The following is a 22,099-nucleotide window of genomic DNA, read 5'->3' as shown; positions in this document are numbered from 1 at the left end:
CACTGACCACTGACCACTGACCACTGACCACTGACCACTGACCACTGACCACTGACCACTGACTACTTTTTAACTACTTGTAACCGTTGAGTGATAATAGTCATATTTTCACCCCTGCGAATAACTGCGGAAATCCACTGAGTACCAGGAGTAGAGGGTGCGCGTCCGATTTTGAAAAGTCCTCCAACATTGAGAAATTGTAAATTTGCAATTGTGGGTTTGAGAAATTTATTGGCTTGAATAGGTTCTTCTATAGCTGTTCCCAGTAGAAAATCCTCACCTAATGGTTCTTGAACAATGGCATCAAAACTATATTTTTCACCAACTTTTACCCGTTGTGGTAATTTAATTTCTACTTGGGGTGGTTTACTCCCAGCGGTTAGTTGAGTCCGTTCTGACAAAATATCTTGATGAACAATTTTTAAACCTGTGACTTTTTGACGTGATTTAATTGTAGACTGGAGGGTTAAATTATTATTACCAGATGTAGGTAAACCGCTAATGTTGGTAACAGTTTCCGCAATAATTGTATTACCTTCAGATTTCCAAGATTCTAGCTTTGTAGTATAACGTAATTGAGGATATCGCTTCCACAGTCCCGTTAAGGCTTGTTCCATGCCTTTACGGTTTAAACCGTCACTATGAGTAAATTTGGGGCTGTAAAATTGCATCACAGCTTTAACATTACCTTGATTAGCAGCAGTATCTATCTGTGTTAAGAGCTTAGTGAGTGTAGAAGGTGCATTCTCCGGTTCTCTGGCTTGCGCGAATTGCCCAGGAATAGATAAACTAATTGCTAGTAAACTGGAAAGGAGACCAAAACCTAAAGGTAATGTTTTGTTACGTTTCACTAATAAGGGGATAATTTTAGTCATAGGTAAGATTTTACTGATTTGATGATCAAAGATAAGGAATTTGTTTTATCTTAATGAAGCTGGGCGATAAATGGTATAGTCGGGAATGATAAATGCACCAATTAAATTACTTATAGCAGCTAGTGGGACAGGTGGACACTTGTTTCCAGCGATCGCATTGGCAGAAAAACTGCCAGAATACAATATTGAATGGTTAGGTGTACCCAACCGTCTAGAAACTAACTTAGTTCCAGAGACCTATCCTTTAAATACTATCTCTGTTGAGGGCTTTCAGCAGGGTTTGAGTCTTGGTTCTCTCCGCACTTTTGTTAAACTCATTGGTGCAATTTTGAAGGTCAGACGCATTCTTAAACAGGGAAAATTCCACGGAGTTTTCACTACAGGTGGTTATATTGCAGGTCCTGCGGTAATTGCAGCCCGTTCTCTGGGTTTACCGGTGGTTTTTCATGAGTCTAACGCTTTACCGGGGAAAGTTACCCGCTTTTTTGGTCCTTGGTGTAATGCAGTAGCCATAGGTTTTGATGTTACGACTCAATACTTACCTCGAACTAAAACTTTTTCTGTGGGTACTCCGGTTCGTTCTCAATTTTTGCACGAGGAAGGCAATAATAGCTTAGACTTATCTGTTCCTGATGGTGTTCCCTTAATTGTAGTATTTGGTGGTAGTCAGGGGGCTGTAGCTGTAAATAAATTGGTACGTCAGTGTGCGGAGGCTTGGTTTCAAGCCGGTGCTTATATAGTGCATTTAACAGGGGATAATGATCCTGATATTAACAGTCTACAACATCCTCAGTATATCGCTTTGCCTTTTTATAACAATATGGCAGCTTTGTTGCGAAGGGCTAATTTAGCTATTAGTCGTTCTGGTGCGGGTAGCTTGACAGAATTGGCAGTTTGTGGTACACCAGCAATATTAATTCCCTATCCCTTTGCAGCGGAAGATCATCAATCTTATAATGCAGAAGTGTTTACTAAAGCTGGCGCTGCGTTGTCCTTTAAGCAGTCAAATTTGACACAAGAAATATTCACAAATCAGGTTTTAAACTTATTGCAATATCCAAAAAAATTGGCGAAAATGGGGGAAAATGCCAAAGCAATCTCTGTTCCTGATAGTGCGGATAAATTAGCAACTTTGGTACGAAAAGTAATGGAAACAGGATCTATGTAACTTACCGCTGCTTTTTTAGCCTAATCTGATAATTTCATCTACCCAATTTACCATTAATGAGTATATCTGGTAATTAGTATATCTGGGTATTGATTTAATTTAATAAATATTTACAACACCTTTCACGCTTATTTTGAAATACCTTCCGATACAGAGGAAATTCTCACTGAGTGCGGTTACTTATTTATTAAAAAAGCTATTACTCTACCTAAAACTTCCAATTCTTGAAAAAACATTGCAGAACTCAAAGATAAAATCACCTTTTTCTTACCATTAGTGAGTTTGAATAATGAAACTGCTAGACGAGAAACTCTAGTTTCACCCCTTTTATTAGAGGTTATCACTTGTTGTCAATGTCAGCTAAAAATTGAGTATACAGTTAACGTGAATAATTGGTTAAAAGGAAATCTAGATTATTTGTTGTGTTCTCAGCAAAGCTTGTTAGTTAAAGTTTGAGATTTAAAATCTTCTCACTCTTGACTCTTCCCTGTAACCTGTAACCTGTAACCTGTTCCCCTGTCTCCTGTTCCCTGTCCCCTGTTCCCTGTTATAATATTTCTCAGATTTGCAACAATCATTTACAATTATTGCAAAGATAAGTAACACTCTCAGCAATCCACAATCTGCCATGATGTTGTACTGATGTCTATATTTACATCTAACCCGAAATGGCATAATTTTGTAGTGATAGTGTAACTTTTTACAATTAGAGAGGGATGCAAAAAGTGTTTTCTAGGCATAAAAAATTACCTAATATAACACACTGAGACCTCTCTAATCAGTTTCTAATATTTTCAGTGTGACTAGGCTGATATGGAAAATAATCACAACAGTTTGACAAAGTTGAACAGCGAGAACCAGAGTTCGGTAATGGAACGTTTGAAACAAGACCTAAAAAATGACCTAATTGCTGGTTTGTTGGTGTTAATTCCCCTAGCAACTACCATCTGGTTAACAATTACCATAGCTACCTGGGTGATTAACTTTCTTACCCAAATTCCCAAACAACTTAATCCTTTTGATGGTTTAAACCCCATTCTAGTAAATATACTTAACTTACTAGTTGGATTAGCTGTACCACTATTAAGTATTCTCGTCATTGGCTTAATGGCTAGAAACATTGCTGGAAAGTGGTTATTAGATGTAGGTGAACAGTTATTACACGCAATTCCTTTAGCTGGTCAGGTATATAAAACCCTGAAACAACTATTAGAAACACTTCTTAAGGATTCTCCTGGTAAATTTCGCCGTGTAGTATTAGTAGAATATCCTCGTCAGGGAATTTGGGCAATTGGTTTTGTGACAGGAATAATTAGCCATGAAATCCAAAATCATATCTCTCGTCCCGTAATCAGTATATTTGTTCCCACTACCCCCAACCCAACAACAGGTTGGTATGCAATAGTCCCAGAAGAAGAGGTAATTAATCTTTCTATATCCGTTGAAGATGCTTTCAAAATAATTGTATCTGGTGGTATTGTCGCTCCTAATACGGAAATATCTAATCTGACAATGCTGACAACAGTATTACCTGTAGAAATAAGACAATAATGAAAATACCAGCGGCAAAAATTGAACTTGATGCAAATCTGGCAAAGTGATCCGAAAATAGATAAGCTAATTGTTTGTCTGCGCGAAAATTCACATATTTTTATCATCCTAACTCTATGCAACGTCGTAAACCCCAGCAAATAGCGCGTGAATTGGCGCTGCTAAGTCTCAGTCAGTTACCAATAAACCCCAAAAAACTAGAAACTCTATCAGACGAACAATTAGTCTCTAAGCTAGTTTTAGGGGCAGTACGCACCCTCACATTAGAGGTACAGGATACATTGAATAATGCCGCAGGAGAACTGCAACGGAGTAATGAGCGTCTATTGACTAGTGAAACTAGAGCCGCTGACTTAAATACGGCTAGAACTATGCTGAAGGAGGCAATTTCCTATACACAAACCGCTATTAATCAATTAGGTACGTCCGTTGATTTTCCTGAATTGATTCAATTAGCTAATCAAGATAAGGAAGTTCGTAATTACGCCAAAGCAATTATTATTACCGTAAATGAAAATCGTCAAGCTATTGAAGAACTTATTTCTCATGCTTTAGTAGATTGGCAAGTGACTCGTTTAGCCCAAATTGACAGGGATATTCTACAAATAGCTACCGCAGAAATACAATTTATGAAAGTACCTGATAGTATCGCTATTAATGAAGCTGTAGAATTAGCTAAACGTTATAGTGGAGAAGATGGTCACCGTTTTATTAATGGCGTTCTTCGTCGAGTCAGTGAACGGAAAAAAACTGCTTAAATTTGTCCTTAGTCAGTGATCACTTCTCCCTGACTTCTAACTCCTTCCATGCTTCCTAATTAAATTCTTATCTAAATCAACTACAATGGCTTTTAATTGGTTTAATCGTCCCCAGACTGAATCCGCTGATACCCCCCAAACAGAAACACCCGCTTCTTCAGCAACTCCACCAGAAACAATAGTACCAGATACAGAGGATTTGTTAGCTTTCGCTAAAGCTGCGTATAAAAATATTCAAGAAAAACAACAAATAGAAACAGTAGCACCTGTAACTGTTGCAGAAGATACTATTCCTGAAAAAATAGTAGCCACAGAGGAAGTAATTACACTGACTGAAAATGCAGTAGAAATTACTGAAGATATTGTTAACGAATTACAACCAGAAGTAGCTAATTTATCTTTTTTAGAACGGGCTGCGGCGGAAAGACAAGCTAAACAAGAGAAATTGATTGCTAGTTCCATAGAAACCGAAATTCCAGAAATACTGACAAAAACCACGGAAACAGAGGTAACAATTCCCGAATTAGTATTTGATGATGGTTTTAGATGGTCAGCAGAGGTTTTAGCCGCCCAAGGGAGAAAAGCGGAAGATATTTCCCTAGAAGAGATTACTTGGTTGAAAAAACTGCGTCAAGGTTTAGATAAAACCCGACGAAATATTCTTAATCGCCTAAAATCAATTGTTGGTCAAGGTCCACTCAATCAAGATGCTGTAAATGAAATTGAATCACTACTTTTACAAGCTGATGTAGGTGTAGAAGCAACCGAACATATTATTAACGCGCTACAGAAAAAACTACTCGCAGAAGTAACTCCACCAGAACAAGCAATAGCCTATCTTAAAGAAATTCTTAGGGATATGCTAGATGCACCCTTACAAAATCATGTCAAATCTAAGTTCGCCCCAGAAAAAGATACTCTGACAATTTGGTTAATTACTGGAGTTAATGGGGCAGGGAAAACTACAACCATCGGTAAAATTTCTCACCTAGCGCAAAAATCCGGTTATAAATGTTTAATTGGTGCGGCTGATACATTCCGGGCGGCGGCGGTGGAACAGGTTAAAGTTTGGGGTAATAGAAGCGGTGTAGAAGTTATCTCCAATCCGGGCAAAAACACTGATCCGGCAGCGGTGGTATTTGATGCGATCACCGCTGCTCAGGCTAGGGAAACTGAACTATTATTAATAGATACCGCTGGAAGACTGCAAAATAAGAAAAATCTGATGGAGGAACTCAGTAAAATCCGCAAAATTATCACCAAAAAAGCTCCTAATACCCATGTTGAATCTCTTTTAGTTCTTGATGCTACTCTAGGACAAAATGGACTGCGACAAGCGGAAGTATTTTCCCAAGCAGCCCAACTCAGCGGCGTTGTTTTAACCAAATTAGACGGAACAGCTAGAGGAGGTGTCGCCCTGGCTGTTGTTCAGCAGTTAGGCTTACCTATTCGTTTTATTGGCGCTGGTGAAGGAATTGAAGATCTACGTCCCTTTTCTAGTTATGAATTTGTAGAAGCATTATTGAGCGGTTGATATTGCTTTTGGTTGAGATGTAACGCAAAAGTAAGATTTATAACTCAAACAAATTTTCTGATGTTACTTATGGTAATTTCGGGAACGTACCAGATATTTTAGTGTGATCTGGACTAATGGGGTTGGTGTTAGCTTCGAGGTTCTTAAATTGCGTAAATTAGGTTTACTTATGTTACCTAAAACTTACGTATTTATGGAAAAAAAGAGAATTTTTCCATAAAAGAAATCTATCTAAGGAAATATTGCCAAAATTTGTGGTATATAGGTTAAAAGCATGATCACAACTCTGTTTTTCACAAAAACCCAACTACCCAAAAATCATCAATTAACTGACTATAAATCTATGTCGTTTTTGGTTTGATGATTACTAATATCTAGCCTGAAAGGAATAGAGGTAATTTTATTGATGATAAACTTTATCTTTCTCAAGATATATAAGCGGCTAATTCAATTATGGAAAAATTGGAGGCCGCTGATTAATACTGATTAGCAAAGACATATTTTTGACAAAATCAGAAGATTAATCATCAACCACAAAAAATTCCGTTCTACCCTGCTTTTACTCTTGCTAAAATAACGAATCTCAGCCAATATAATTAATTTAACAATTAACCAAAAAAGAGTATTTAGAAATAACCACAAATTTGCTATTATCAATTGCAATATTAACCTGTGTCACAATTTCCTCCTCATCCTACTGATAGTAATAACAGCGCCACAACAGATGTCACTCCTGTGGTGGCGCTTAAGGAACTCGTGGCCAGGCTACATCGAGAACAAAATAAAATTCAAGACTTGTTGGGTTCTTTAGGATTTGCTCTCAGAAGCTTTCATAATTTAAATCAGTTTTTAGAATTGATTCCTCTTATGGCCACAAAAGTGACAGATGGAGAAGGAAGCGCACTTTTTCTTTATAAACCCAATGGACAAATTAGATTAGAACAATTACATTGGCAAGACAGTCAACAAAGGAAAAATATTAGAAAAGCCCTAGAAACTGCTAGTAGTCAAATTACCCTTTTAAATCATTCCGTTCCTCCAACTATATCTACAGGTATTTTAGATGAACAAATGCACCGTTATTTGGGTGCAGATGTGCAAATATTTGGGACAGCCATTTTAGTTAAGCATACAGAACGAGGTTGGCTTTATGTTCTCAGTCGTGATCCTGAATATAGTTGGACAGAAACTAGACAAAAATTAGTCCGGTTAGTAGCAGATCAAACAGCAGTTGCCATTGAAAATGATGAACTAGCTGTAGAATTAAGAAAAAAAGAACGTTTAGATCAAGAATTAGAAATTGGTGCGGAAATTCAACGCCGACTTTTACCGCGTCAATGTCCTAATATTCCAGGTTTGTCTATAGCAGCACGTTGTAAACCAGCTAATCGAGTCGGTGGTGATTATTATGATTTTATTCCTACCAAACCCCACCCACAACAATCTCCGGCTACGCCCCGCATGATATCAGAAAATGCTAGTTGGGGTTTGGTAATTGGGGACGTTATGGGTAAGGGTGTCCCCGCAGGTTTAATTATGACCATGTTGCGAGGAATGTTAAGGGGTGAAGTATTACATGGTAACACTCCAGCGGGAATTTTGCAAAATTTGAATCGTGTTATGTATGCGGATTTAGAAAATTCCCACCGCTTTGTAACTATGTTTTATTCAGAATATGACCCGAAAACGCGGATTTTATCTTATAGTAATGCAGCCCATAATCCCCCTTTGTGGTGGCACGCAGCGACAAAAACCGTCACCCGTTTGGATACCTTGGGAATGTTAATTGGGTTAGATGCTAATAGTGAATATAAAGATGCTCAAGCCCAGTTAGAAGTTGGGGATATAGTTATTTATTATACTGATGGTTTGACTGATGCGGCGGCCGCTGGAGGCGATCGCTTTGATGAAGATAATTTTATTACATCCTTTAGAACAGCTTGTAAGTATTGTAATAGTCCTCAAGAAATTGTTGAATATCTATTTGATCGAGTTGAGAAATTTATCGGCGCTGATAGACAAAATACAGATGATATGACATTGGTTGTTTTGCAAATTGTCTAATCACTCAAATTGTTTTCATGGGTAATTCAATTAAATTGTCGTTATGACAAGGGAACAGGTGACAGGTGACAGGTGACAGGTGACAGGTGACAGGGAACAGGTGACAGGTGACAGGTGACAGGTGACAGGTGACAGGGAACAGGGAACAGGTGACAGGTGACAGGTGACAGGTGACAGGTGACAGGGAACAGGGAACGGGGAACAGGGAACAAGGAACAGTCGAGGTGGTAGAGTTATTACCCATTACCCATTACCCATTACCAATTACCAATTACCCATTACCAATTACCCATTACCAATTACCCATTACCCATTACCCATTACCCATTACCCATTACCCATTACCCATTACCAATTACCCATTACCCAAGTTACATAAATTATGGTGGATTTCGGACAGTAGCTTAGAACATACCCATGCCGCCCATACCGCCCATACCGCCCATACCGCCCATACCGCCCATACCACCCATGCCGCCCATGCCGCCCATGCCAGCATCAGGAGCAGCGGGTTGTTTCTCAGGTTTTTCGGCGATAATAGCTTCAGTGGTGAGTACCATACCGGCAATAGAAGCAGCATTTTGTAAAGCGGAACGAACGACTTTGGCAGGATCAATAATACCGGCAGCAATTAAGTCTTCAAATTCCCCCGTCGCTACGTTATAGCCAATATTTAAGGCAGTTTCCCGAACTCTGGAAACAATTACAGAACCTTCCACTCCAGCATTGTCTGCAATTTGTCGCAGGGGTGCTTCTAAGGCTTTTTTGACAATATCAGCACCAATTCTTTCTTCAGGGGAGAGTCTGGCTTTAATTTCCTCTACCTTAGTAGATAGATGAATCAATGTTGTACCACCACCGGGAACAATACCTTCCTCTACCGCTGCTTTAGTGGCATTAAGTGCGTCCTCAATTCGGAGTTTTCTGTCCTTGAGTTCGGTTTCCGTGGCTGCACCAACTTTAATCACAGCAATACCACCGGCTAACTTAGCAATGCGTTCTTGCAGTTTTTCGGTATCATAATCGGAATCCGTTTCTGCCAACTGTTTGCGAATTTGAGCAATTCGTTTTTGGATTTCTGGTTTAACAGTGTTACCAGCGACAATTGTGGTGTTTTCCTTGTCAATGTTGATTTTTACAGCAGTTCCCAACATTTCCAAAGTAGCGGTATCTAAGCTTAAACCAATTTCCTCAGAAATTAATTGTCCATCGGTGAGAATGGCAATATCTTCTAGCATAGCCTTACGGCGCTCGCCAAAACCAGGGGCTTTAATGGCAGCTACAGCCAACACACCACGAGATTTATTCACAACCAGAGTTGCTAAAGCATCACCATCTACATCTTCAGCAATAATTAGTAAAGGTTGACCTAAACGGGCAACTTTTTCTAAAATAGGTACTAAATCTTGGATGCTGCTGATTTTTTTATCAGTAATCAGGATGCGGGCATTTTCAAATTCTACTGTCATCCGTTCGTTGTTGGTGATGAAGTAGGGAGAAATATAACCCCGATCAATCTGCATCCCTTCCACTACTTCTAGTTCAGTAGTCAGGGATTTAGATTCTTCTACAGTAATGACACCATCTTTGGTTACTTTCTCCATAGCCAATGCCAGCATATTGCCAACTTCAGCATCATTACCAGCGGAAACTGTGGCCACTTGAGCGATCGCACTTCCTTCTACAGGTTTAGCAATTTTGGCAATTTCTGCTACCAGTCCCTCAACGGTTTTATCAATACCCCGTTTCAAACTCATGGGATTTGTTCCCGCTGCAACATTCTTTAAACCTTCCCTAATCAAGGCCTGTGCTAGAACTGTGGCAGTAGTAGTGCCATCCCCAGCTATATCCTTGGTTTTAGATGCTACTTCCTGAATCAGTCTAGCACCAGTATTTTCTAAAGGATCTTCTAATTCAATTTCTTTGGCAACGGTGATCCCATCGTTAACAATTTGGGGAATACCAAATTTTTTCTCTAATAGAACGTTCCGTCCTTTTGGACCTAAAGTGATCTTCACCGCATCCGCTAGGGTGTTAATACCCTTTTCTAAAGCACGCCGTGATTCTTCCTTAAATGCAATAACCTTGGCCATGTTTTATTTCTCTATATACTTCCATTAGACAATTTAGCACTCACTGACCAAGAGTGCTAATCCCTTTTCATAATTTATTTCTTATTTCACAATTGAGATGAACAATCAAAATCCCAAAGTACATTACTATTAACAGTTGATACTAATATTTAACTATAAAACCCATGATTGTCTTGGGAGCAAATGAATCTAGAAAACTTCCTTATATCCCTTGGCATTGCTAAACCTAGCGGGTCCGGCTGGTTAGCTGTAGTGTTTACATTTCTATTAGCTTCAAGTGTCACCTGGTTTTTAATTCCCACAATTCGCAAATTTGCCCTAGAGGTAGGTTGGGCAGACCAACCCAATGCCCGACGACTGAATCAAGAACCCTTGCCTAATGCCGGCGGTTTGGCAATCTACGCGGGTGTAATTGCGGCTTTGGTCCTAGCTAGTCTCTTGCGGCCAATTGAAATTCAGGGGGTTTTAGCTCAAGTCTTAACCATTCTCCTGGGTGGTTCTATTTTAGTTCTGGTTGGCTTTATTGATGACCAATTTGGCTTACCTCCCTCTGTGCGGTTATGGGCCCAGGTGACGACAGCACTTTTGTTAGTTGGTAACGGTATCAGTATTAACGTTGTCTTTGGTACACCTATTGATTCTCTCTTATCCATGGCCTTAACTGTACTGTGGGTAGTAGGAATCACTAATGCTATTAATCTCATGGACGGTATGGATGGTTTAGCAGGTGGTATCAGTTTCATTACTGCTATTAGTTTATTAGGAGTTTCTGCTCAGTTTGATAATCGCGCTGCTGCTACTTTAGTTCTAGCGGCTTTGGGAGGGGCTGCCTTGGGCTTTTTACGCCATAATTTTTACCCCTCACACATTATTATGGGTGATGCTGGAGCATACTTTTTTGGTTATGTTTTAGCAGCAACCAGCATCTTAGGTAAACTCCAACTAAATACTGTTTACGCCCTCATACCTACAGTTTTATTTTTACTGTTACCAGTTATTGATACTACTCAAGTGTTTATACGCCGGATTATGGCCGGAAAAAACCCTTTGAGTACACCTGGTAAGGATCACCTGCACCACCGTTTACTGGCTTGGGGACTATCCCAACGCAATGCGGCTTTTATCTTATGGTCTATTACTTTGGGCTGTAATTTGCTGGCTATGAAAGTCCAGGGCATGACTTTATCTGTGATCCTGGCTACTGCTGCTGGTATTATCTTGCTGTTAGGCTTTACTGTTTGGCAAAGAATACTCAATAATCAATGCAAATGATTATAAGCATAGATCCCTAACTTCTCAAAGGGGTCAGGGATCTGTGTATTTTCGTATGATCAAACTACATCACCATGCCACCGTCAACGTTAAATACTTGTCCAGTGATGTAGGCTGCTGCGGGATCAGATGCTAAAAATCTTACCATACCAGCAATTTCTTCCGGTTGACCAAAACGCCCCAGGGGAATATATTGTAAGATTCCTTCGGCTTTAATATCGCTGGTCATGTCAGTGACAATAAAACCTGGAGCAACGGCATTTACAGTAATTCCACGGGAAGAAAGTTCTTTGGCTACGGTTTTGGTAAAACCAATCACACCTGCTTTGGCAGCACTGTAATTGGCTTGTCCAGGATTGCCCATTTGTCCAGCTACGGAAGCAATATTAATAATCCGCCCTGAACGTTGTTTAAGCATAATTTTACTGACTGCTTTTGTACATAAAAATACGCCAGTTAAATTAATGTCTATCACTGCTTGCCATTCTTCTAATTTCATTCTTAGCAGCAGGGTATCACGAGTAATACCAGCGTTATTAACTAAGATATCCACTCGCTGGAATTTTTCTAAGGTGGTTTTAATCAGTGTATCTACTTGATTCTCTTGAGAAACATCTCCTTGAATAGCAACTGCTTCACCTCCGGCTGCGGTAATTTCTGCTACCACTTGATCTGCTGCTGTGCTAGAACTAGCGTAGTTAACAACTACTTTTGCACCTTCAAAGGCTAATTGTAAAGCGATCGCTTTGCCAATTCCTCGTGATGCACCAGTGACAATTGCTACCTGATCTTTTAATAAACTCATCTCATTTTCCTCAATCTTTGGAGATACCCCGCTCATTATTTTATGGTAATTTGGTGAGGAGATCAGACATTTTCTGAATCCATTATCTTTCATCCCATCTGAAAAACAGACTGAATATCTTTTCATTTACAAATCTTAATCACAACACAGCAAATATTTATGATATAAGTAAAGTACGGTATTCCTACTTAAAAACCGTAGATTATTTGCAGAGGTGTAGCATCAGTGGGTATAGTAGTAGAAAACGTCTCTAAACAATTTGGTAGTTTCCAGGCCGTGGCACAGGTAAATCTGGAAATTCAAAGTGGTTCTCTCGTAGCTTTACTCGGTCCATCTGGATCTGGTAAATCTACTTTATTGCGGTTAATCTCTGGTTTAGAAATGCCGGATACAGGTAAAATCATTCTGACAGGGAAAGACGCTACTTATCAAAGTGTGCAAGAACGAAATATTGGCTTTGTCTTTCAACACTATGCTCTATTTAAACATTTAACTGTTCGTAAAAATATCGCCTTTGGTTTGGAAATTCGCAAAGCTCCGCAAAAGAAAATTCAAGGTAAGGTAGAACAACTACTAGAACTAGTACAATTAAGCGGATTAGGCGATCGCTATCCTTCGCAATTGTCTGGAGGACAAAGACAACGGGTAGCTTTAGCTAGAGCATTGGCTGTAGAACCCAATGTACTATTATTAGATGAACCTTTTGGCGCACTTGATGCTAAAGTCCGTAAAGACTTACGAGCTTGGTTGCGTCGTCTGCATGATGAAGTTCATGTTACCACAGTTTTTGTTACCCATGACCAAGAAGAAGCAATGGAAGTTGCTGATGAAATTGTAGTGATGAATAAAGGTAAAGTTGAACAGGTAGGAACACCAGCAGAAATTTATGATCATCCTGCTTCCGCATTTGTGATGAGTTTTATCGGTCCTGTGAATGTATTACCTAGTTCTGCTAAAATTTTCCAAAGTAGTGGATTTGAGTCAACACATCCAGAAACATTTTTGCGTCCTCAAGATATTATCATTGAAACAGTTGCTAATGGCACAACAGTACCAGCTACAGTTAGTAGAATTATTCATTTAGGTTGGGAAATTCAAGTAGAATTAACCTTAGATGATGGACAAATGATGACAGCCCATTTAACACGGGAACGGTTTGATGAATTAAAGCTAGAACCACAAGAAAAAGTTTATGTCAAGCCTAAAGATGCTAAATCCTTCCCCTTTTATTATTCAATATAAAAGAAAAGAATGTAAAGCCAACGATTAGTAATGTAAAGCAATCAAACAGTAATGTAAAGCCAACAACTAGTAATGTAAGGCAATCAAACAGTAATGTAAAGCTAACAACTAGTAATAGATAATAAATAGTTGACGATTGACAACTTTAAATTATCAATTATCAACTATCAATTAGCAATTAGATAAGAGATTTTGCCTTTTCAGACTCTTTTCCTAAGCCAACCAACCGAGCGCTAAGTTCCCACATCAGTTTACCTTTTTCGTCATCTCGTGCTTGGGGAGAAACTTTTTGTACAAAAGATGTTCTATCCTTCTTTTGACGATTTCCCCAACTCCAATAAATACCAGATTGTTTGTATTCAGGGTCAGCAACTACCATAGCAACACGCTCTCCTGATAATTCCTCAGAAACAAATCCCCCAGTAATATATTTTTGAAACAGAGGGAAAAGTTTTTGAAACTGAGGGTAATGATTGCGGAATAAAGCCGTTGTAGCTACACAACCAGGATAGAGAGAACTGAAGGTAATTCCAGTAGATTCATGAAAACGGTTATGTAGTTCGCGCATAGTGAGAACATTACATACCTTACTATCTTTATAAGCTTTAACTGGTTCAAACTTCTTACCATTAATCATTGTAATTGGGTCTTGAAAACCTGCTGCAAAACCCTCAAAATTACCCAAATCTGGACGAGGGGGAATTTTACCACCCAATTCATCTGGGTTATGGGTAACAGTTCCTAGAATGACTAATCTTTTATCAGTAGCAGATGACTTTTGCAAATCTGGTAACATCAGATTACACAGTAGGAAATGTCCCAAGTGATTTGTAGTGACAGTTAATTCATAACCTTCGGGAGAAAATAAAGGCTCTTTAATTAAAGGCATATAAATAGCAGCATTGCAAACTAAAGCCTCTAAACTTCTACCAGTAGCCCTAAAATTGTTGACAAATTGCCTAACGCTTTCTAAAGAGCCTAAATCAATGTGCATGAGTGTGTAGCTATTTGCAGGCATTCCCACACTTTTAGCAGCTTTCTCAGCTTTGATTAAATCACGACAAGCCATAATAACGTGCCATTGTCCTCTATTAGCGAGAGCCTTTGCTGCTTGTAAACCTACTCCCGAAGAAGCACCTGTAATGATTACGGTTGACTGACGATTTTGTTCCATTTGTTTATATTGCTTTCGATGATTGTTGAGTTTAAAAAAACAGTGTATATGATCTTGATGATCTCATACTTTTGAAATTTCTATGGTAATTGACAACCAACCACCGACCACTGACAATTGACAACTGACAACTAACAACTGACAACTAACAACTGACAACTGACAACTGACAACTAACAACTGACAACTGACAACTGACAACTAACAACTGACAACTGACAACTAACAACTGACAACTGACCACTAACAACTGACAAATTAAACAATTTTTGGTTTTTGTAAATGCCAATTAGTTGATTGTTCATAAGCATAAGCTACTTGGAAAAGTTGCTCCTCTCCCAAAGCTTTGCCAACTATTTGTAGCCCAATTGGTAGACCTTGACTATCAAAACCACAGGGTAAACTAATCCCTGGTAAACCAGCTAAATTAGCGGGAATAGTCATTAAATCATTCAAATACATACTCAAAGGATCGGTAGTTTTTTCTCCGGCTGTAAATGCGGTAGTGGGTGCAGTGGGAGAAATTAAAACATCTACTTTTTCAAAAGCTTTTTCAAAGTCTTGTTTAATTAAAGTGCGGACTTTTTGCGCTTTCAAATAATAGGCATCATAATAACCAGCGGAAAGGGCATAAGTACCAATCATAATCCGGCGTTTCACTTCCGCCCCAAAGCCTTGAGAACGAGTCCGGGTATACATTGATAAAAGATTATCCGCATCAGGAGAACGTAAACCATATTTAACGCCATCATAACGGGCTAAATTAGCTGAAGCTTCCGAGGGGGCGATAATGTAGTAAGTTGGTAAACCATAGCGGAAACTGGGACAGGAAATAGGATGAATTTCTGCACCTAATTCTTGTAGTTGTTCAATAGCTTTAGTGACAGCAGCTTCTACTTGAGGATCTAAACCTGCACCAAAGGTTTCTGTAATTACACCAATTCTCAATTTTTTGCCAACTTTGAGATCCGGTTTTAAACTAGCTGCATAGTTAGGAATTGGGACCTTGAGACTGGTAGAATCTTGGGGATCATAACCTGCGATCGCACTCAATAATATTGCTGCATCTTCTACACTGCGTCCAAATGGTCCAATTTGGTCGAGAGAAGAAGCATAGGCCACCAAACCATAACGGGAAACTAAGCCATAGGTCGGTTTCATTCCTACCACACCGCAGAAAGACGCAGGTTGCCGAATTGAACCTCCGGTATCAGAACCCAGAGAAACCACACATTCATCTGCTGCTACTGCTGCGGCTGAACCACCGGAAGAACCACCCGGAACACGGGATAAATCCCAAGGATTAGCGGTAACTTGATAAGCGGAGTTTTCTGTAGAACTCCCCATAGCAAACTCATCTAAATTAGTTTTACCCACCATGACACCTCCAGCATCAGCTAGTTTTTGGGTAACGGTGGATTCGTAAGGGGGGACAAAATTTTCTAAAATCCGGGAAGCGCAGGTGGTGACAATCCCTTTTGTACATAAATTATCTTTAATGCCGATGGGAATCCCGGCTAACAGTCCAATTTCTTCTCCCGCAGCGATTTTTGCATCCACAGCTTGAGCTTGTTTTAAGGCTTGTTCTGTCGTGACAGTGAGGAAACTGTGCAGTTTGGGTTCTAACTCTTGAATCCGATTTAATGCTTCTTGGGTAATTTCAACGGCAGAACGTTCTTTAGTGATTATCTGTTCGTGCAATTCGCGGATGGATGCCATAATTGTTATCTTTAAGGAATCAAGTCATTGATTTTAGCATTTCTAGGGCTAGGGATTGGGGAATTTGCATCTGAAGTTACAGGAGATTTTTTTTTCACGCAGAGGCGCTCCAGGCGCGGAGGGAGTTTAGTTATACTAAAAATATTAGTTATAGTTAGATAATTAGTTTATAGTTTATTGGGAAAAGCCAATTTTAATATGCCGGCAAAGGACATCTATCACAATGCTGTTAAAAATGCCTTAATTCAAGAAGGTTGGATAATTACAAATGACCCTCTACATTTAAAATGGGGTCAAAAAGATATGTATGTAGATTTAGGAGCAAAACAACTTTTAGCCGCAGAACAAGGAACTAGAAAAATTGCCGTAGAAATTAAAAGTTTTGTCAGTCCTTCGGAAATGGCTGATCTTAAAGATGCTATTGGTGGATTTGTTTTATATCGTGCTGTTATGAATCGTCTAGAACCTGATAGAATATTATATTTAGGAGTGCGTGACACTGTATTCACAGATTTATTTGAAGAACCAATTGGTAAACTTTTAAGAGAAAGCGAAAATCTGAATTTACTTGTTTTTAATTCTGATACTGAGAGGATTACCCAATGGATACCTTAGATAACTATCGCCGGATTATTAAAGAAGTGTTAATACCTTATACACAAATTCCTTATTCCTATGGAGTGATTGAATGTAAAACAGTTTTTGATAGTGAAAATGATAGCTATTTACTAATAACTCTTGGTTGGGATGGTGCTAAAAGAATTCACGGTTGTTTAGTTCATCTTGACATTATTGATGGCAAAATATGGGTGCAAAGAGATGATACAGAAGATGGTGTTACTTATGAATTAGAAGCAGCGGGAATTACTAAAGATAAAATTGTTTTAGGTTTTCATCCGCAAAATGTTAGGCAACATACGGGATATGCTGTGATTTGAGTTGCTTTGGCACGAAAGAGAAGTTTTATTCAATTCTATCTAAACCGGTTTTTAACTTCTTCCCAAGTAGAAGCATTTGTAGAGTTTTTTTCGTAATTTTCTAACCGTCGCTCTAATTCTTGTTGTTGTGCTGGACTCAAGGGAAGTTCTTCTTGATGTTCTAAGATGCTGTCCCATAAATCTTCAGTGCGATCGCTGATCTCGTAGGTTGGGTTAAGGAACGCAACCCAACATCAATATTGCTGTTAGAGAGTGTTTGTTGGGTTTCATTTTATTCAACCCAACCTACAGTGCTAAGATAGCTTGACAAATTGAATAAGGAAAGTATTCCCTTGTGCAAATCTGACAGTAATTTGCATGGCTGATCCTTCAGAATCTTCAAGATGTATTGGGCTGCCAATTTGAAAATATACAGGTTGCTGTTTACCTCCATTTATTGCTATATTATCAGCATAAACATAAGTTCTATATAAATTGTCTAGAATGGGATTTAAACGACCTTTTAAACCTTTAATATATCCAGTTTGATTAGGAAAAATAATTGAGCCAATCTTTCCTATAGGTTTGAGAATTTGTTTGGAATCATTTTGTGGAGAAAAATTTTTAACTATTATACCTGGGAAATTTGGATGAGCAACTAAAAGGGTATAACTTTGTTTGGCTTTTATCTTTAATTCAGCTATACCATTTTTATTTGTAGCACCTTCTAAATATGTGCTATTTTTACCAACCAAAATTACTTGTGCATTATAGATGGGATTATTTTTGTCATTACGAATAGATATTTTAACAGATATAGGATTTATGGTTAATGAAGTTTTTTGAGCAAGTGTCCGAAATTTAACTTTTGTTTTAGATGTATTAGCCACTCCAGGCAAGGATAATAAAGCTAACATATTAATAATTAAAAATATTGGAAAATATTTTTTTAATGGTGATTGTATTTTCATTGGTTTCCTTTAGTTTATTGACTGATGCAGCAAGTAATATACTCAAGCATAATCATATTTAATAACAGTTGTAAAGATTTTCACGAGTTATTTTTTGTTTAGTTTATTTGCTAAGTAGATAACTAATGTAACAAAACTTAATTAAATTTCTGGCTGAATAATCAGGTTATAGTTCATTGGGAAAATCCTAACCTTTTTTTAACTTCTTCCCAACTAGAACCGGTTGTAGGATTTTTTTTGTAATTTTCTAACCGTCGCTCTAATTCTTGTTGTTGTGCTGGACTCAAGGTAAGTTCTTCTTGATGTTCTAAGATGCTGTCCCATAAATCTTCAGCAAGTTGAATACGTTCTGCAATGCTGAGTTCAGCAATGTCAAATTTTAACAGGGGATGGAGACTCATGAGTGGAGAGTTAGAATAGAACTTTTATTTATTTTATAACATTGGGATACAATTAATGCAGGTTTGTCATTGCCCTAATTACAAAAATATCGGTTACATAATTTGTAAGTCTACAAAGTCACTCTCTCAAATACAAATCATGAATATTAATGCCTCTATTATTGATCAACGTTTGCAATCAGTGATTGATACTATTCGACAACGGGCTGCTGAAGAATTAAATATTAATGATGCCGGTAAACTTAAATCTTTGGCATTTGTCTATTTTTGTGTGCAAACAATTCTAGATTTAGAAGACTCTAATACCTTTGATGGTTTGACAGAAAGTGGTGGAGATTTTGGTGTGGATGCCATGCACATTTCTGAAGAATATGATAGTGAGTTTACAGTTAGTTTATTTCAGGTAAAGTATGTAAATAATCTAGAAGGTAAGACTAATTTTCCTGAAAATGGTATCACGGCACTCATTAATGCGATTCGATTTTTGTTTGATCCCACTGCCAAATTAGAGCATATTAATCAACGGTTACTGGCCAAAGTAGAAGAAGCCCGGAGTTTAATTCGGGATGGATATATTCCCCAGGTGCGGGCATTAGCTTGTAATAATGGCATAAAATGGAACGCATCATCTCAAGAAGCAATTGATCGATCTGGATTCGGTGATCAGGTGACATGGGAACACATTAATCATGAACATCTCATCAAAATTCTGCAAGCTTCTAAACCAGTTAAAGATACTTTGCAATTAAGTGGCAAAGCTATAGTTGAAGATATGAATTTTAGTCGGTTACTTGTGGGCAGAATTTCCATAACTGAAATTGCGGCTTTGATTGAGCGACACGGAGAACGCTTGTTAGAACGCAATATCCGCCGTTATTTAGGGCTACAAGGCAACCGCGTCAACGAAGGTATTCGGGATACTTTAAACAGCGATGAAAAAAACAATTTCTATTTTTACAATAATGGCATTACTTTAACTTGCGACAGTTTTTCCTATAACGCGCTGCAAAATGGTGATTATCAGGTACGAGTTGAGAACCTGCAAATTATTAATGGTGGTCAAACTTGTATGACCATTTTTAAAACTCTTCAGCAGCCAAATTTCTTCCAACAAAATACCCCAGCTTATGTTTTAGTTCGGCTTTATCAATTACCTACTGATAATGATGATTTAGTCCAAAAAATTACTTATGCTACCAATAGTCAAAACCCGGTGGATTTAAAGGATCTCCGAGCTAATGATAATCTACAGCAGCGGCTAGAAATGGATATCCAACAGTTAGGATTTAATTATCGCCGTAAACGCTCGGATACAGGCACTAAATCCACAGATATTACTTCAGGTGTAGCGGCTGAGGCGATACTAGCGGTTTGGCGACAAAAGCCTCATCAAGCTAAGTTTTTCACTCGTGAGCATTTTGGTAAACTGTATAATGTAATTTTTACTGAGCAGTTGAATGGCGCACAAGTCGTAATCGCTGTACAGTTGTATAGAATTGCTGAAAAGCAACGCAAACGACCAAACCCAAATGATCCTGCTTGTGTCCGTTATGCTTCGTGCTTTATTGCTATGCAAATGGGGCGAAGACTTCTCAAAAAAATGAATCTTCAAATGAAGGAAATTGACCACCGTAATTTTGAAGATGTAACTCAGTTGATTAATCAAAATGGGGAGAATTATTTCCATGATTCAGTGCGAGATGTTCAAAAGGCACTTCAAGCACTTTACGGAAGCCAGGAAATTTCTTTACAACAACTTTCTGCCACTTTCCGACGCGGTGATTTAATAGAGAAACTTCAGCAGATGGAAATTCATTAAATATATTCCTATGAATGACAAACTCCAGACCGAAACAGACAATCTACAAGAAAACACTAATGTGGAAATAAGTCAACAGCCAAAACCAGAAAAAGTTTTATGTCCCCATTGTCAACGCACTGCTACAAATGGTATTAAATGTAAAGGCATTTGTGTGGCTGATAATGACTATTAAGGTGTCAATAAACAAATTTAGAAAAACTAAGTAACATGATTAAAATAATTTCTCGGAAATATGTCGGTCAAGCCAATGTTTATGATATTGGTGTGGAAAATGACCATAATTTTGTGATCAAAAATGGTTTTGTCGCTGCCAATTGTTTCAATAAATCTCACTCTACAGCTTACGCTTACGTCACCTATCAAACATCATATTTAAAAGCAAATTATCCATTGGAATATATGGCCGCGCTATTAACTGCTAACAGTGGTGATACTGACAAAGTACGGAAATATCTTGATAATTGCTCTAATATGGGGATCACTATTGATGCACCTGATGTTAATCGCTCTGGTTTAGATTTTACTCCGGTGGATGGGAAAATTTTATTTGGATTTTCGGCGGTGCGAAATGTGGGACAAAATGCCATTGTTAGTATCTTAGAAGCAAGAGAACAATCAGGAGAATTAGTCCCATTTCAATCTCTCGCGGATTTTTGCGATCGTGTTGATTTACGAGCTATGAACCGACGTACTTTAGAATCACTAATTAATTGCGGAGCTTTTGATAAAATTGAACCTAACCGCAACCAATTAATCCATGATTTGGAATTAGTTTATGAGTGGGCCCAATCCCGTGCTAAAGATAAGGCTAGTGGACAGGGAAGCATTTTTGATTTATTAGGAAGTGGATTTGCAGGTAATAATAATCAAGTTCAAAAAAACACTTTTGAATCTGCTCCGAAAGCTCCTCCTGTTAATGATTTACCACCTCAAGAAAAATTACGCATGGAAAAGGAGTTATTAGGATTTTATTTATCAGACCATCCTCTCAAATCTATTAGACAATCATCGTCGGTCCTTGCACCAATTAATTTAGCACAACTGGGTGAACAAAAGGATGATTCTATCCTTTGTGCAGTAGTAATGTTGAATAATGTTAAAAAAGTCATGACAAAAAAAGGTGAACCAATGGCAATTTTGCAGGTTGAAGATTTATCTGCTGCTACGGAAGCTGTTGTTTTTCCTAAAACTTATGAACGCATTAGTTCTATACTGGCAGTTGATGCTAGATTAATTATTTGGGGTAAGGTAGATCGTCGTGATGAACAAAGTCAATTTATTCTGGAAGATGCGGAAACTGTAGAAACGGTAAAAATGATTTTATTAGAACTTAGTCCACAACAAGCGGGGACTATTGAAGAACAACATCGTCTCAATATGATTCTTAAAGCTCAAGCTGGAGATAAGGATAAATCAAAAGTACCAGTAATTGGTATTGTTCAAGCAGGAAATCATCGAGAAATTGTCCGGTTTGGTAGACAGTTTTGGGTACAAGATTCGGGAACAGCATTGCAAGCATTACAAAATGCTAATTTTCACGCTGATCTTAAACAATTGACTAGTGGTTAACCATAAACATAAAGATGACACATTTTGAGGATTTATCCAAAAACTCTCTCAATTTTCTATTTCTTTATGTATTTAATGTTTTTCTTTAATAGACTCTACTTATTAGTAAGGTCTGTTCATAAGACTAGAGATGTTTATTCTCCTATTATTTATGTATGAATTGT

20 protein-coding genes are annotated in these 22,099 nt (G+C 38.2%); 12 read left to right on the top strand and 8 right to left on the bottom strand.

What is annotated here, in order from left to right:
- Nucleotides 1–62 precede the first annotated feature (62 nt).
- Nucleotides 63–875, bottom strand: a complete 813-nt coding sequence (locus ACIR131C_RS0109095; RefSeq protein ID WP_028089940.1) for a nuclear transport factor 2 family protein — start codon at nucleotides 873–875, stop codon at nucleotides 63–65.
- Nucleotides 876–960: 85 nt separating this feature from the next.
- Between ACIR131C_RS0109095 and murG the strand changes: the two genes are divergently transcribed.
- The 5 genes from murG to ACIR131C_RS0109065 all read left to right on the top strand — a co-directional run bounded on the left by murG (nucleotide 961) and on the right by ACIR131C_RS0109065 (nucleotide 7,950).
- Nucleotides 961–2,043 carry an undecaprenyldiphospho-muramoylpentapeptide beta-N-acetylglucosaminyltransferase gene (gene murG / locus ACIR131C_RS0109090; protein ID WP_028089939.1) on the top strand — a complete coding sequence of 361 codons (1,083 nt, stop codon included), beginning with the start codon at nucleotides 961–963 and terminating at the stop codon, nucleotides 2,041–2,043.
- 813 nt (nucleotides 2,044–2,856) lie between these two features.
- Nucleotides 2,857–3,594: a DUF502 domain-containing protein gene (locus ACIR131C_RS0109080; RefSeq protein ID WP_028089937.1), complete on the top strand. Its 738-nt coding sequence runs from the start codon at nucleotides 2,857–2,859 to the stop codon at nucleotides 3,592–3,594.
- 116 nt (nucleotides 3,595–3,710) lie between these two features.
- Nucleotides 3,711–4,352: a transcription antitermination factor NusB gene (gene nusB, locus ACIR131C_RS0109075; protein WP_028089936.1), complete on the top strand. Its 642-nt coding sequence runs from the start codon at nucleotides 3,711–3,713 to the stop codon at nucleotides 4,350–4,352.
- A gap of 85 nt (nucleotides 4,353–4,437) precedes the next feature.
- Entirely contained in the window at nucleotides 4,438–5,886 is a 1,449-nt protein-coding gene (gene ftsY / locus ACIR131C_RS0109070; protein ID WP_028089935.1) for a signal recognition particle-docking protein FtsY, read from the top strand.
- A gap of 672 nt (nucleotides 5,887–6,558) precedes the next feature.
- Nucleotides 6,559–7,950, top strand: coding sequence for a PP2C family protein-serine/threonine phosphatase (locus ACIR131C_RS0109065; protein WP_028089934.1), 1,392 nt, complete (start codon nucleotides 6,559–6,561; stop codon nucleotides 7,948–7,950).
- Between the two features lie 404 nt (nucleotides 7,951–8,354).
- Here ACIR131C_RS0109065 and groL read toward each other — a convergent pair whose 3' ends face one another.
- Nucleotides 8,355–10,043: a chaperonin GroEL gene (gene groL, locus ACIR131C_RS0109060; RefSeq protein ID WP_028089933.1), complete on the bottom strand. Its 1,689-nt coding sequence runs from the start codon at nucleotides 10,041–10,043 to the stop codon at nucleotides 8,355–8,357.
- Between the two features lie 183 nt (nucleotides 10,044–10,226).
- Between groL and ACIR131C_RS0109055 the strand changes: the two genes are divergently transcribed.
- Nucleotides 10,227–11,315 carry an MraY family glycosyltransferase gene (locus ACIR131C_RS0109055; RefSeq protein ID WP_028089932.1) on the top strand — a complete coding sequence of 363 codons (1,089 nt, stop codon included), beginning with the start codon at nucleotides 10,227–10,229 and terminating at the stop codon, nucleotides 11,313–11,315.
- 64 nt (nucleotides 11,316–11,379) lie between these two features.
- Here ACIR131C_RS0109055 and fabG read toward each other — a convergent pair whose 3' ends face one another.
- The gene (fabG, locus tag ACIR131C_RS0109050; RefSeq protein WP_028089931.1) at nucleotides 11,380–12,120 is read right to left on the bottom strand and encodes a 3-oxoacyl-[acyl-carrier-protein] reductase; all 741 of its coding nucleotides are present in this window, start codon (nucleotides 12,118–12,120) and stop codon (nucleotides 11,380–11,382) included.
- Between the two features lie 225 nt (nucleotides 12,121–12,345).
- Between fabG and ACIR131C_RS0109045 the strand changes: the two genes are divergently transcribed.
- The gene (locus ACIR131C_RS0109045; protein ID WP_028089930.1) at nucleotides 12,346–13,362 is read left to right on the top strand and encodes a sulfate/molybdate ABC transporter ATP-binding protein; all 1,017 of its coding nucleotides are present in this window, start codon (nucleotides 12,346–12,348) and stop codon (nucleotides 13,360–13,362) included.
- Between the two features lie 178 nt (nucleotides 13,363–13,540).
- Here ACIR131C_RS0109045 and ACIR131C_RS0109040 read toward each other — a convergent pair whose 3' ends face one another.
- Both ACIR131C_RS0109040 and gatA read right to left on the bottom strand, forming a co-directional pair.
- Nucleotides 13,541–14,536, bottom strand: coding sequence for a protochlorophyllide reductase (locus tag ACIR131C_RS0109040; RefSeq protein ID WP_028089929.1), 996 nt, complete (start codon nucleotides 14,534–14,536; stop codon nucleotides 13,541–13,543).
- Nucleotides 14,537–14,794: 258 nt separating this feature from the next.
- The gene (gatA, locus tag ACIR131C_RS0109035; RefSeq protein WP_028089928.1) at nucleotides 14,795–16,255 is read right to left on the bottom strand and encodes an Asp-tRNA(Asn)/Glu-tRNA(Gln) amidotransferase subunit GatA; all 1,461 of its coding nucleotides are present in this window, start codon (nucleotides 16,253–16,255) and stop codon (nucleotides 14,795–14,797) included.
- Nucleotides 16,256–16,453: 198 nt separating this feature from the next.
- On the opposite strand from gatA, the gene ACIR131C_RS0109030 reads away from it, so the two are divergent.
- Nucleotides 16,454–16,870 carry a XisH family protein gene (locus tag ACIR131C_RS0109030; RefSeq protein WP_028089927.1) on the top strand — a complete coding sequence of 139 codons (417 nt, stop codon included), beginning with the start codon at nucleotides 16,454–16,456 and terminating at the stop codon, nucleotides 16,868–16,870.
- Nucleotides 16,858–17,193 (top strand): XisI protein, encoded by a 336-nt coding sequence (locus ACIR131C_RS0109025; protein WP_028089926.1) that lies wholly within the window; start codon nucleotides 16,858–16,860, stop codon nucleotides 17,191–17,193. The genes ACIR131C_RS0109030 and ACIR131C_RS0109025 overlap by 13 nt, the downstream gene beginning before the upstream one ends.
- 35 nt (nucleotides 17,194–17,228) lie before the next feature.
- Here the strand turns inward: ACIR131C_RS0109025 and ACIR131C_RS24415 are convergent, their stop codons facing one another.
- The 3 genes from ACIR131C_RS24415 to ACIR131C_RS0109010 form a co-directional block, all read right to left on the bottom strand.
- Entirely contained in the window at nucleotides 17,229–17,393 is a 165-nt protein-coding gene (locus tag ACIR131C_RS24415; protein WP_028089925.1) for an addiction module protein, read from the bottom strand.
- Between the two features lie 93 nt (nucleotides 17,394–17,486).
- On the bottom strand, nucleotides 17,487–18,143 hold the full coding sequence (locus ACIR131C_RS22305; protein WP_051347520.1) for a hypothetical protein: 657 nt from the start codon (nucleotides 18,141–18,143) through the stop codon (nucleotides 17,487–17,489).
- 173 nt (nucleotides 18,144–18,316) lie between these two features.
- Entirely contained in the window at nucleotides 18,317–18,544 is a 228-nt protein-coding gene (locus ACIR131C_RS0109010) for an addiction module protein (protein ID WP_028089924.1), read from the bottom strand.
- 139 nt (nucleotides 18,545–18,683) lie between these two features.
- On the opposite strand from ACIR131C_RS0109010, the gene ACIR131C_RS0109005 reads away from it, so the two are divergent.
- Genes ACIR131C_RS0109005 through ACIR131C_RS0108995 form a run of 3 tightly spaced genes read left to right on the top strand, consistent with a single transcriptional unit; the run spans nucleotide 18,684 to nucleotide 21,935 of the window.
- A complete protein-coding gene (locus ACIR131C_RS0109005) occupies nucleotides 18,684–20,363 on the top strand; it encodes an AIPR family protein (RefSeq protein ID WP_028089923.1) in 1,680 nt (559 codons plus the stop codon).
- Nucleotides 20,364–20,373: 10 nt separating this feature from the next.
- Entirely contained in the window at nucleotides 20,374–20,538 is a 165-nt protein-coding gene (locus ACIR131C_RS26010) for a hypothetical protein (protein ID WP_196811744.1), read from the top strand.
- 35 nt (nucleotides 20,539–20,573) lie between these two features.
- Nucleotides 20,574–21,935 (top strand): helix-hairpin-helix domain-containing protein, encoded by a 1,362-nt coding sequence (locus ACIR131C_RS0108995; RefSeq protein WP_028089922.1) that lies wholly within the window; start codon nucleotides 20,574–20,576, stop codon nucleotides 21,933–21,935.
- The last annotated feature ends 164 nt before the right edge of the window (nucleotides 21,936–22,099 follow it).

This window comes from Dolichospermum circinale AWQC131C (assembly GCF_000426905.1).
Lineage (GTDB): Bacteria > Cyanobacteriota > Cyanobacteriia > Cyanobacteriales > Nostocaceae > Dolichospermum > Dolichospermum circinale.
This window is presented reverse-complemented; position numbering and strand designations above follow the sequence as displayed.